This window comes from Cloacibacterium rupense, from assembly GCF_014645495.1.
Classification (GTDB): Bacteria; Bacteroidota; Bacteroidia; order Flavobacteriales; family Weeksellaceae; genus Cloacibacterium; species Cloacibacterium rupense.
The window spans coordinates 121,824-134,787 of sequence record NZ_BMLV01000006.1 but is presented as its reverse complement, the minus strand read 5'-3'; the positions used below and the strand labels follow the sequence as shown (position 1 = coordinate 134,787).

10 protein-coding genes are annotated in these 12,964 nt (G+C 33.0%); 2 read left to right on the top strand and 8 right to left on the bottom strand.

Going from position 1 to position 12,964, the window contains the following annotated elements; all coding sequences use genetic code 11:
• Window positions 1-139 precede the first annotated feature (139 nt).
• The 8 genes from IEW40_RS12440 to IEW40_RS12405 all read right to left on the bottom strand — a co-directional run bounded on the left by IEW40_RS12440 (window position 140) and on the right by IEW40_RS12405 (window position 9,238).
• On the bottom strand, window positions 140-1,321 hold the full coding sequence (locus tag IEW40_RS12440; protein WP_188618433.1) for a hypothetical protein: 1,182 nt from the start codon (window positions 1,319-1,321) through the stop codon (window positions 140-142).
• A gap of 86 nt (window positions 1,322-1,407) precedes the next feature.
• A complete protein-coding gene (locus IEW40_RS12435) occupies window positions 1,408-2,247 on the bottom strand; it encodes a type 1 glutamine amidotransferase (protein WP_188618432.1) in 840 nt (279 codons plus the stop codon).
• 41 nt (window positions 2,248-2,288) lie between these two features.
• Complete coding sequence (locus IEW40_RS12430) at window positions 2,289-3,398, bottom strand: carboxylate-amine ligase (RefSeq protein WP_188618431.1); 1,110 nt, start codon at window positions 3,396-3,398, stop codon at window positions 2,289-2,291.
• A gap of 138 nt (window positions 3,399-3,536) precedes the next feature.
• On the bottom strand, window positions 3,537-4,484 hold the full coding sequence (locus IEW40_RS12425) for an ATP-grasp domain-containing protein (protein WP_188618565.1): 948 nt from the start codon (window positions 4,482-4,484) through the stop codon (window positions 3,537-3,539).
• 68 nt (window positions 4,485-4,552) lie between these two features.
• A complete protein-coding gene (locus tag IEW40_RS12420; protein ID WP_188618430.1) occupies window positions 4,553-5,266 on the bottom strand; it encodes an alpha/beta hydrolase-fold protein in 714 nt (237 codons plus the stop codon).
• A gap of 114 nt (window positions 5,267-5,380) precedes the next feature.
• On the bottom strand, window positions 5,381-6,586 hold the full coding sequence (locus tag IEW40_RS12415) for an ATP-grasp domain-containing protein (RefSeq protein WP_188618429.1): 1,206 nt from the start codon (window positions 6,584-6,586) through the stop codon (window positions 5,381-5,383).
• Window positions 6,587-6,665: 79 nt separating this feature from the next.
• A complete protein-coding gene (locus IEW40_RS12410; RefSeq protein ID WP_188618428.1) occupies window positions 6,666-8,081 on the bottom strand; it encodes a leucyl aminopeptidase family protein in 1,416 nt (471 codons plus the stop codon).
• A gap of 32 nt (window positions 8,082-8,113) precedes the next feature.
• Window positions 8,114-9,238 (bottom strand): alpha/beta hydrolase, encoded by a 1,125-nt coding sequence (locus IEW40_RS12405; protein WP_188618427.1) that lies wholly within the window; start codon window positions 9,236-9,238, stop codon window positions 8,114-8,116.
• Window positions 9,239-9,496: 258 nt separating this feature from the next.
• On the opposite strand from IEW40_RS12405, the gene glgB reads away from it, so the two are divergent.
• Window positions 9,497-11,449: a 1,4-alpha-glucan branching protein GlgB gene (gene glgB, locus IEW40_RS12400; RefSeq protein ID WP_188618426.1), complete on the top strand. Its 1,953-nt coding sequence runs from the start codon at window positions 9,497-9,499 to the stop codon at window positions 11,447-11,449.
• Window positions 11,450-11,519: 70 nt separating this feature from the next.
• Window positions 11,520-12,929, top strand: a complete 1,410-nt coding sequence (locus IEW40_RS12395; protein WP_188618425.1) for a glycogen synthase — start codon at window positions 11,520-11,522, stop codon at window positions 12,927-12,929.
• The last annotated feature ends 35 nt before the right edge of the window (window positions 12,930-12,964 follow it).

Below are 12,964 nucleotides of genomic sequence, written 5' to 3'. Positions count from 1 at the left end.
AAGTTCTTTAAACGATTGTTTTTTTATAAGCCACGAAGTAGCGAAATCTCTCTCTAAATGTAACAGTGTTTTAGAAAAAAGCTCCCAAAAAGGAGCTATATCAAATTGTAAATCTAAAATAGTAATTTGTAAATCCAAGTTATTTTTCAAAAAAAGCAATAGAACTTCCAATCCAAATGGCATCTTTTTTATTGAAATTCACATTCACCATTTCAGCTTTTGTCATTCTTACGAGATTATCCATCAATTGTGGGTTTTCGGCATCTTCTTTCCAAAGATAAAGCATCCTGATTTCTGCTTTCGAAAACTCTCCATTAATATCTTCAAAAAGTGGAGCATATTGCACTTTTCTCTGTAAAATATAGTTTTCTTTGTCTTCTATTTCTGCTAAAATTTCGGGGGTAGGATAGAGGTTTACCCCACTTCCTGCGAAAGAAAATAGAGGTTTCAAAACGAAATTTTCTAGGTTTTCTGTCTCTGGAAAATCTGCTAAAAAATAACTTTTTGGTACAAATTCGTGGTTCAGTTTTGGTAGAATAAACTTGGAAATCTTGAAAAACCAATTTGGGTGTGTAATCCATTTTACGTCTAGTTCATCGGTAAATTGGAATTCAGTTTTTAGATTAGGATGTTGTTCTAGCTCATCAAAAATTACTCGGTTGTAAATTCTTTTGATTTCGATAAGGTTTCCGTCTTTTTCGTAGAATAATTTTTTGACTTGTTTCTTAATTTTGGTAATGCAAACGGTTTTTATGCCAAGGTATTTTTCGGTAAGATAAAAATCTATTTTTGTTTTTTGTTCTTCTGGGAAAATTTCTAGAAGAATTACATTTTCAGGACTTTCTTCGCCCACAATTACCTCTTTCAAAAACTGAATATATTCTGGTTTGGGGATGCTATTTCTAAGTTCTTGTAAAAAAGGATAAATCTCCGAAATAGCACCTTCAAATTCTTCTTGATAAGCATAAAGTGTAGGAAAAGCTTGTAATTCAATTAATTGCGGAACTACTTCTCCGTTTTCATTTTTACAAATTCCAAAATCTATGGCAAGAAAATGAGGTTTTTCTGTATCATTAGGTACAAAAAGATGCTTTGGAATTGCTTTTTGTAATTCTTCATTACTGAAAGTTTTAACCTGAGAAATGATAGAATCACAAGCATCCGTTAATTTATTTTTAAAATCTTTTGACAAGAAAATAGGACTTTCAGATTGTCTGAAACCATTGGTTGTTCCGCTGCTTTTTTCTAAAGTTTCTATCAGTTTTTGATATTTTTCTTGAGAAAACTCTTCGTTAAACTGTTTTCTATATTTCGAAATCATAGTGTTTTTGTTTTTTTGTTTTCACCTTAAAAGTTTTGAGTGTAATTTATTAATATTCAAAATATTATAAGGCTAAAAAGGAAATTTTAACAAACTAAAATTTCACTTTTTTTTTGAACTTGTTCTGCGGCATTTTGTAAAAATCTTGGCAATATCTGAGCTTGAGTAAGTACAATTTTATCCTCATCATTTATTCTATCTAGCGTTTCGTGGTATTTTTCTAAGCCGTAGTTTTCTATCATTGCTTCTTTGTTGGCTTCATCTTTTAGATTTTCCATCATTCCGAGAGGATCTGCTTCTGGATGGAATTGAGTCCCGAAAATTTCATCAGAAAATCTAATCGCCATAATGGCTCTTTCTAAATGAGCAACGTGTGGACGAAACTTCTCTATCGCTACCAATTTTGCACCCAAATTATAGATAGATTCATAGTTTGGTTCTATTAATTGATAAGCTCTAGAATCTACAGCAAAAAACGGGTCTGGTAGATTTTGGAATAAAAATTCTTCGTCTCCTTCATCTGTTTTGTGAATGGGCATAATTCCGAAAGAATATGACCTTCTTTTGCAAACATTGCCAATTTCCCAGTGAATGCTTGCCAATTGGAAGCTATGACAGATAAGAAATAAGAATTTTTTTTGTTCATTTTTTTTATTGAAAGCTAGAATTTCATCTAAAAAATTTGAAAATTTTTCTTCCCAATCAAGGCCTTCTTTGTGCGGAGTTCCTGGTCCACCAGATGAAATAAAAATATCAAAATCTGATACATTTGGCATTTCGTTTTTATAACGAACATCGAAATATTCAATTTTCACCTCAAACTCAGAATTTTTTTGAAATGCTGCTGAAATTTCACGGATATTCCTCATTCCTTGATTAGGATGATTGTTGTTCATATCTAGCAATGCCAATTTTATCTCTGTCATTTTTTTGAATTTTTGCAAAAGTAAATAAAACAAATTGATTCTTAAAATAGACCATATTCTGTTTCGGCAATCATATAGTCTACCACTTTTTTCAGGTCACCAGTTTCTTTATAAACATTAAGTTTTCTATCTGCACCTGTACCCATTTTTACAATTTCGCGGGCATATTCTACCTCTTTTCGGCAATCCAAATCATCTACCACATCATCTATGAATTCTAATAATTCTTCTAATAGAGCGTTGTAAGGAACGGTTATTTCTTTTCCGAAGTCTATTAAATCCGCATCTATTCCCATTTTAGAAGCTCTCCATTTGTTTTCTGCAATTAGAATTCTTCTATAACTTCTAAAACTTATATTCTGCTGATGAAGTTTGTAAATTTTAGCAACAATACATTGCATAAGAGCAGCTAGGCAGAGTGTTTCTTCTAATCTAAGTGGCATATCACAGATTCTAAATTCTATAGTTGGATAAATGGGATGTACCCTTAGATCCCACCATATTTTTTTAGCATTATCAATGGTTCCTGTTTTTACAAGAATATTTACATATTGTTCAAAATCTGCCCAACAATTAAAATAACTTGGAATGCCTGTTCTAGGAAATTTTGCAAATACTTTTTGTCGATAAGATTTAAATCCGGTGTTTCTGCCTTCCCAAAATGGTGAACAAGTAGAAAGAGCATAAATATGAGGTAAAAAATACCTTGCAATATTTTGGATTTTAATGCCTTCTTCTCTGTTAGGAACTCCAACGTGAACATGCAAACCGAAAATAAGATTAGAACGAGCTACATCTCCCATATCATTTACAATGATGTCGTAACGATCTTTCGTGGTGATATTTTGAAGTTTCCAATCAGAAAAAGGGTGAGTTCCGCCGCCAGAAACTCTCAAGTTATGAGATTTTGCCAACTCTACTAAATGTCTTCTTAGAGAGTACATTTCTTCTCTGGCTTGTTTTATGTTTTGGCAAATGCTGGTTTCCATTTCTACTACAGACTCATGCATTTCGTTTTTGAGTTTTTCGTGAAGTGTAGCATGGCTGCCTTCAATAATTTTAGAAACGTGAGAAACCAAATCTCTGCTTTCTATATCTATTATTTGATATTCTTCTTCTATACCAATTGTAAATTTGTGTTTTTCTTCCATATATTTTTGTGTTTTGAAAATTTTTTTCTGATGGTTTGAAACTGTTTTAAGGTTTGAAATTGTTTTAAGGTTTGAAATTGTTTGAAATTTGTAACTAAATCAAACAATTCAAACTACATCAAACCACCTCGAACTCAATTAAAATTTCCCTTTTACAAAATTTCCCCAATCAATATTTTGAGCACCATCTTTGTGTTCTTTTGCTTTTTCGATGGCGTATTTTGCTGCGTTTTCTACAATCCAATCAAAATTGGCTTGTCCTACAGAATTTATGTCTGCATCTGGAGCTGGATTACAAAAATCAATCGCATAAGGAATTCCGTCTTTTACAGCAAATTCTACAGTATTGAAATCATAACCAAGTGCTTCATTCATTTTTATCGTGTAATCGTGAATGGTTTTTAAGATGTTTTCTAGTTGTTCTCCAGAATATTTCGATTCTGTTACATATCTTAAATGGTGCGGATTTCTAGGTTCATAAGGCATAATGTGAACGTATTTTCTGCCTAAACAATACACTCTGTAATAATCTTCAAAAACGATTTCCTCTTGAAGCATCATTACCAATTGTTCTGTTTCTGCGTGTTTTGCAAATAAATCATCTGGATTTTCTACTCTATAAACGCTTTTCCAACCGCCTCCTGCAAATGGTTTCATATAAGCAGGAAAGCCTATTTCTGAGAAAATTTTCTCCCAATTAATCACTTGTAAATTTCTGAAAGACTTTTCTGTAGTATCATCTGGTCTTTCGTAAGATGGCAAAAGATAAGTTTTAGGAACAGGAATGCCTATTTTTGTCATCAAGCAATTGTTGAAGAATTTTTCGTCTGCACTCCACCAAAAAGGATTGTTGATGACGTAAGTTCCGTTAAGCGCTGCGTTTTTGAGATAAGCTCTGTAAAAAGGCACATCTTGCGAAATTCTGTCGATAATTACGGCATAACCATAATCTTCGCCTTGGTTTAGTTCATTTATTTGTACAGCTTCAGCTACTACTTCGCCGTTTCCTAGCTGGTTTACTCTGTCTATAAATGCCCACGGAAATGTATCTTCCATTCCGAATAAAATTCCTACTTTTTTCATAATATGTTTTTAATTTTTTTAAAATCGTTGATTTATTAAGTTGTTAAATCTTTTTGTTAATTACTCATTGCTTATGAAAAGAATGTTCCCATAAATCTAGGGAAAACCATTCTCCAAAGTGGCCAATCGTGTTTTATCCATTTTTGTTCGTCATACCAATGATTGATTCCTTTTGCGCCTAATATTTTAGACATTCTGATGTTTTTGTCTAAGCAAATATCTTCATCAGAAGTACTCAAAACAATGTGCATATGATTGTATTTCCAGCCTTCATCATTTGGTAAAAATTCTTCTGGACAATTGAAATAAACCAACATATCTTGGTGATAGTCAACTAAACTTCTGCAAGAAAAAGCACCAGAAAGTGCAAATAAATGAGATACTACATCAGGAAATCTAAACGCAAAATTAGCAGCGTGGAAACCTCCAAAACTTGCTCCTGCAACGGCAACTCTATGGCAACTGTGCATTTTTTGGATAAAAGGAACAAATTCTTGAATCAAAAACTGAACGTATTGTTCATAAAGCCAAATTCTCTGTTGAGGATTTTGCCAATTAGCATATAAATTTTCGTTGTCAAAAGTTTCTACATTGTACAATTTAATTTTCCCAGAATCTACCAAAAATGAAATACTGTCATTCAACCCGAAATCGTGATTTTGGGTGTATTGTCCTTTAGAAGTAGGGAACATTATCACAGGATAACCATAAGTTCCCGTAACTTCTATTTTTACGTCTCTGTTTAAAATATGCGAATAATATTTGTGATGTTCTATGTGCGACATATATATGGTTTAAAATTGTTTGAATTGTTTGAATTGTTTGAATTTGTTTGAGGGTTTGGAGTTTACAACTAAATCGAACTTTCAAACAAATTCAAACTACATCGAACCTTTTATTTACGTGGTTGGTTTATCTTTTGGAGGCATAATACTCAAATGTTTTTCTACAATAATTTTGGCAGCATTTTCTAGAAGTTCATTTAATCTTTCTTTTTCTCCAGATTTATAAACCAAACCTACGTGATAATCAATCGGTAACGTTTTTACCAATTCTTCGGTGGTAAAATCTTGTAAATCAGGATGTAAATCTTTAGCTAAAGAAATGATTAAACCTGCATAAAAACCGGTTGGTTCTGCAATTTTATAAGGTTCGTTATTAATGAGAGCGTTTTCTATTTTTGCCCATTCTCTCCAAATGTTAATTCCAGTAGAAGCTTCTACCATATCAGGAATGTGAGCGCCACCAACTCTAGACGAAGTTTCTAGAAAATAGTATTTTCCGTCTTCTTTTCCGCGAATAAATTCGGTGTGAGTAGCTCCATTTACCAACCCAAATTTCTCTAAAACTTGAGCATTAATTTTCTCTAATGCCTTGAATTCATCAGAATAAGCACCTAAAGTTTTGGTACGAAAAACACCACCTTCGTGCGAAACTTCCATAGGTGTATTAAGGTATTGTGAACAAGAAGTAAATACAATTTCCTTTTTGTAAACCAAAGAATCTACGTGGAAAACATCTCCAGGTTTGAAGGTTTCTAGTAAAAATTTATAACGTTCTTCGCCTAGATTATTTACAATTTCCCAAAGTTGTTCCGTAGAATGAATTTTCTTAATTCCACTAGCTGAAGCTTCTGAACGAGGTTTTAAAACCCAAGGTGCAGGGTGATTTTGTGTAAATTCGTGTAGAATTTCATCATTAAAAATTGCGGTAAAAGCAGGGATGTTAATGCCGGAATCTTTCGCCATTTGTCTCATTGCCAACTTATCACGGAAATATCTGTGCGTGGTTTGTCCCATTCCTGGAATTCTGAACGTCTCACGAATCATCGCTGCTTTTTCTACATCGAAATCATCTAAAGCCACCACAGAATCGATTTTATTATTTTTCATTAAATATTGAAAACCTTGAACCAAATGATCCAAATTCCAAGTAAAAGGTTCTGTTTCTGGCATATAATAAACCTCGTCTATTGCGTGCCAAGGCCAATTTTTTTCTTTTAAATTTTCTGAAGTGATGAGAATGACTTTAATGCCGAGTTTCTTACACTCGTCCATAAAATCATATCCTTTATAATAACTTGAAATGCATACAAATGTGTTCATATTTTATTTTTGTTTGATATGGTTTGATATGGTTTGATGTTGTTTGAAATGTTTGATATTGTTTGATTTCTTCCATCTTCTAACTTCCAACTTCCAATGTTTCTAAAAATTCTGTTAATAATTCTACTCCGTAACCAGTTGCAGCTTTTTCTTTGGCATAAGAAACATTCCCAAAAGCTACTCCAGCAATGTCTAGATGTGCCCAACTTGGGTGATTTTCTATAAATTGTTCTAAAAATTTAGCTGCTACAATACAATCTCCGAAAGGTTTCATCGAAATATTTTTATAATCTGCCACATCAGAAGAGATTTCGTCTTTCCAAATGTCCCAAAGTGGTAGATTCCAAAGCCTTTGATTGGTTTTATCACCCGCATTTTCTAGAGCATTTTTTAAATTTTTATCATTGCTGAAAAGCGCTCCGCAAGTATAACCGAACATTCTTACCGAACTTCCTGTAAGTGTGGCTAAATCTAGTAAAACATCTGTTTTATAATTTTTAGACAAGTACGAAAGTCCGTCTGCAAGCGTCATTCTACCTTCTGCATCGGTGTCTAGAACTTCTATGGTTTTTCCATTGTAGGCTTTAATTACATCGCTGGGTAAATACGCATTGTTGGCAACCGCATTGTCCGTAATGGGTAAAATAGCGATAATATTTGCAGGCGTTTTTCTTTCCGCTGCGGTAATTAATGCTCCGATTACAGCAGTTGCACCTCCCATATCAGATTTCATATAATGCAGATTGGCAGAAGGTTTTATGGAAATTCCTCCTGTGTCGAAAAGCACACATTTTCCTACCAAACCTACAGTTTTTGCGTTTTCAATTCCGCAGTTGTATTCTAAAATGGTGAAAGCTGCTTCTTGGCTACTTCCTTGATTTACAGATAGAAACGCACCTAAACCCAGTTCTTCGCATTTTTTTCTATCAAAACAAGAGTATTTTAAGCTATATTTTTCTGAAATATTCTTTAAGAATTCTGAAATATGCAGAACTTTTTTGTAATTGGCAGGTTTATTAAGCCAATCCATCGCCGCGAATTGTCCGTTGCAAAGAGATAATGTGTTTTTAGAGATATTTTCTGTAAAATTATCAAATTCTAATGAAAAATCATCATTAAAAAAGAGATGATTTTGAGAAAAAGGATATTCATACGTTCCTAAAAATAAACCTTTTACAATGCTTTCTTTTTCTAAATTGTCTGCTAAAAGTAGCGTAGGAGTTGCAGAGATTTTATTACGAAAATCATAAGCAAATTTTTGTGCAACAGATTTAATTTCGTGGTTTTTGGCGGTTGATTTTCCTGTTCCGATGAGGAAATGAGTGATTTCATCTTTAATTAAAACAAAGGTTTCATTCTTTTTTCCGCTGAAGAAAAGAGAAGTGTTTTTGTCAAAAATATCTTTTTTAGTTTCCCAAGTTTCTTCAGAGATAAACTCAAAGATTTGAGAATAATTTTTTTCGGTTTTTGATTGTATGTTGATTTTTTCTATCATTTTTTATTTCAAATAATTAAAATTTAATAAAATTAGCTTTCGGTGATTTCTTTTTTCGCAATTTTTGTGGGATCTTCTTTGCTGTCGAAAAACAACCATTCTATTGCTCTAGGAAATTCTTGTGACCAATAAAATTCGTTGTGTTCGCCTTCAGAATTAATGCTTACTTTGGTTTCAAAATCAAGCGATTGCGTTTTCTCCCAGTTCATTAAGGCATCTTCAAAAAGATGAATTCTTTCCACCATTTTAGAGCCTTCTTTTTCGCCTCCGTATAGATAAACTTTGGTTTTGTAATGATTGCTAAAATTCAACAATTGAAAATTATTTTCAGGATTTAACCAAAGCGACGGCGAAAAAATTAGTAATTTAGAATACACTTCAGGATACAAAAAGCCACCATAAATACTGATTAAAGCACCAAGAGAACTGCCGCCGATTCCTGTAAATTCTCGCTCTTGTTTGGTTCTGTAAACAGAATCTACATAAGGTTTCAGCGTGTCTGTTACAAATCTGATGTATTTTTTGCCTTCTGCATTGTCTGTAAGCGAAGATTTATCTAAAATATATTCCTTAATTCTATCGTCTTTTCCGTTTTCTATGGCGATGATAATAATGTCTCCACGTCCGTATTCGGAGAGGATAGAGAGTTTTTTGTCAATTTCCCAATTTCCGAATTCTGAGCCTTCATTAAATAGATTTTGTGCATCTTGAAGGTACAAAACAGGATATTCTTTGTTTGTTTTGTGATAATCAAAAGGTAAAAGTGCCCAAACTTTTCTGGATTTATTGAGTTGAGGCATAAAAAATTTCTCCGAAATCAATTCTACAATCGGGAAAAACTCTTTTTTGAAAGGCCCCCAATTGAGTCTCCATTTTTCAACAGAATTTTTGCTGTTCTTTTTGGATTTTTCAATTTTTCTGTTGGGTGTTACATTTCCGTAACGGTCTATTTCTACGCTTTCCCAACCTCCTTTTGTAAATTTGAATTCTATGAGATCTGGTAGTTTTTCGTCTTTAATCTCTATAAAATACAAGTCTTCAATTTTAGAATCTTTTTCTAAGACAAAGTTGTTGTCTCTAGGATTCCAATCATTGAAATTTCCAGTAATATAGATAGGTCTTTCATCAATTTCCGCACTTCTTAAATAGAACTTCATAGTTAAAATTTTTCCTCAAATCATTATTAAAGATTAAATTTATAAAAAAATATTGAATGACAAAATTTAAAATAAATTAGTTAAGAAAAACTTTATTTTATTGTTAAATAATGGTTAATTGTTTTTATTTATTGAAAATGTTAATTTAATCAAAAGAGTTGGTTTTATTAATTGTTTTAGTTAATAAAAATGTTTAAATTGCTAAAGAAAAATTTCTTAATTTCAATTTTTGAATTCACCAAATAAACAAATGAAAATATGTCTCATCAAGTAGAACCTTTTACCCTCTTTACCGATTTTGATATTCATCTTTTCAAAGAGGGAAAGCACTTTAAACTTTACGAAAAAATGGGCTCTCATAAAGTCCAAAAAGAGGGAAGAAATGGTGTTTACTTTGCGGTATGGGCACCTAATGCGAAAGAAGTTTCTGTAATTGGAAATTTTAATGGGTGGAATTCTCATACGCATCAATTATTATGGAGATGGGATAATTCGGGGATTTGGGAAGGTTTTATAGAAGGTTTAGATTGGGGAGATGTTTATAAATATGGTATCAAAGCTTACAGTGGTCATTATCTAGAAAAAGGCGATCCTTATGCGTTACAATGGGAGAATTCTACCAATGCTGGTTCTATTGTCAATACCACCTATTATGAATGGGATGATAAAAACTGGATGGCAAATCGCTACCAAAAAAATTCTCTAGATGCCCCAATGTCTGTTTACGAAGTTCATTTGGCTTCTTGGATGCGAGGTGTAGATGATCCGAATAAATTTTTCACTTATAGAGAAATCGCTGATAGACTAGTGCCTTATGTTAAGGAAATGAATTTTACGCATGTAGAATTTATGCCCGTGATGGAATATCCATATGACCCAAGTTGGGGTTACCAAATTACAGGTTTTTTTGCTGCAAGTTCACGTTTTGGAGGTCCACAAGATTTGATGTACTTAATTGAAGAATTGCACAAAAATGATATCGGAGTAATTTTAGATTGGGTGCCATCTCATTTTCCGGGAGATGCTAATGGTTTGCATTTTTTTGATGGAAGTTTTCTCTACGAACACGAAGACCCTAGAAAAGGTTTTCACCCAGATTGGAAATCTCATATCTTCAATTACGGAAGAAATGAAGTGAAATCTTTTTTAATTTCTAATGCTTGTTTTTGGTTAGACAGATACCACGCAGATGGTTTGCGTGTAGATGCGGTTCGTTCTATGTTAGAGTTAGATTATTCTAGAGCTGAAGGAGAATGGGAACCTAATATCTATGGAGATAATCGAAATTTAGAAGCCATAGATTTTATTAAAGAAATGAATACCATTGTTTATAGAGAATTTCCAGATATACAGACCATAGCAGAAGATAGCAGTGATTTCCCGAAAGTAACCAAACCTATTTATGATGGCGGTCTCGGTTTTGGGATGAAGTGGATGATGGGTTGGATGCACGATACGCTGAAATATTTCAAAGAAGATCCTATCGCTAGAAAATATCATCATCATAAGCTTACATTCAGTACCATGTATATGTTGAATGAGAATTTTATGTTGCCTCTTTCTCATGATGAAGTAGTTCACGGAAAAAGCAGTTTGATTTTTAAAATGCCGGGAGATGAATGGCAAAAACACGCTAATCTGCGTGCAATGTACACCTATATGTACGCGCATCCGGGCAATAAATTGCTTTTTATGGGTGGAGAATTCGGGCAAACTCACGAATGGAATTTTAGCCAAAGTTTAGATTGGCATCTTTTGCAGTATCCTATTCATAAAGGATTGCAAGATTTTGTGAAAAAACTTAATTTAATATTTAAGGAAGAAAAAGCACTTTCAGAAAATAATTTTAATCCGTATGGTTTTGAATGGATTGAAGCAAATGATGAGGATAATTCTATCTATGTTTTTTTAAGAAAAGGAAAAACTGAAGAGGATATTTTAATGACCGTTCTCAATCTTACGCCTAGAACTTTTGATTACAAAATTGGCATAGAAGAAGGTACAAAATGGAGAGTTATCCTAAATTCTGATAACAAAGAATTTGGAGGAAGCGGAATTAAAGCCGAAATTAAGTGGTACGAAGAAACCGGTTGGAATAACAAGTCCAATTCTATGATTGTTACTTTGCCGCCTCTTTCTGGTCTTATCTTGAAGCAAACAGAGAAAAAGAAAATTAAAAAGACTGATTCTAAAACGACCATCAAGAAGTAATAAAAACTTGATTCATTTTTTAATTTTAATGATGAATCATCAATAATACAAAACACAAATTTTAATTAAAATGAAAGTATTTCACTTAAGCGTAGAATGTTTTCCAGTTGCTAAAGTAGGCGGTTTGGCAGATGTAGTAGGAGCTTTACCTAAATATCAAAAAAAATTGGGTGTAGATGCAAAAGTTGTAATGCCGTGGTACAACAAGCCGTTTGTTCATGAAAATGAATTCGAAGTGGTTTTTGATGGTTTTATACATCAGATTCATCATATGTATCAAGTATTGGTTCTGAAAGAGAAACACAATGTTCTGGGATATGAATTGTATTTGGTGAAAATTCCAGGACTTTTAGACAGAGATAATGTGTATGGTTATTTTGATGAAAGTCAGCAGTTTATCGCGTTTCAACAAGCGGTTTTACATTGGCTTTCTGCAATGCAAATTCGTCCAGATGTACTACATTGTCACGATTCTCACGTAGGTTTGGTGCCTTTTATGGTAGAATATTGTCCAGATTTTGAATTTTTGAAAGGGGTGAAAACCATAGGAACTATACATAATGGTGAGTATCAAGGAAGTATGGATTGGCAAATGTCTAATTATATGCCTCGTTTTGATGCATGGAAATGGGGGCTTCTAGATTGGAAAGGTAGGATAAATCCGCTAGCTTCTATGATTAAATGTTGTCACGAATTTACTGCTGTTTCTCAAGGTTATATGGATGAACTCTATGAAGAAGCTCAAGGTCTAGAAGAATTGATAAGACAAGAACATAGAAAAGCGCATGGAATTATCAACGGAATAGATGTAGAAGTTTGGAATCCTGCAACTGATTCTATGCTAGATTTTAATTTTTCTTCAGCAGATTTTACAGAAGGAAAAAGAAAAAGTAAAGAAAAACTCTGCGAAGAGTATCGACTAAATCCAGATTTACCACTTTTTTCATTCATAGGAAGATTTGCAGGAGAAAAAGGAGCAGATATGCTTCCTGATATTATCAGAAGAGCTGTTCAAGAAACAGGCGGAGAACTTAATATCATAGTTTTAGGCTCTGGAAATCTTCAATTAGAACATACCTTAAAAGAACTGAGAAAAGAATTTTATATCAATTTTGCATTAGATTTAGGTTACAAAGAGTATTTGTCTCATAAAATTTATGCAAGTTCAGATTTCTTGTTAATGCCTTCTAGAGTAGAGCCTTGCGGTTTAAACCAAATGTATGCTATGCGCTATGGTACCATTCCTATTGTACGCTACACTGGTGGTCTAAAAGACACGGTAAAGGATATCGCTTCTGGCGGTTATGGACTTAATTATACTTTCCCAGGTTCTGATGATGCCGTACATGCTATTAAGAGAGCACTGTATGTGTATATGGACAAAGAATTAATGAAAAACCTGAGAAATGTTATCATGAATTTAGATTTTTCATGGGAAAATTCTGCAGAAAAATACATAACTTTATACGAGAAAAAATAGAAAAGTTATTATCATGTGAAGTTTTAGATTAATAT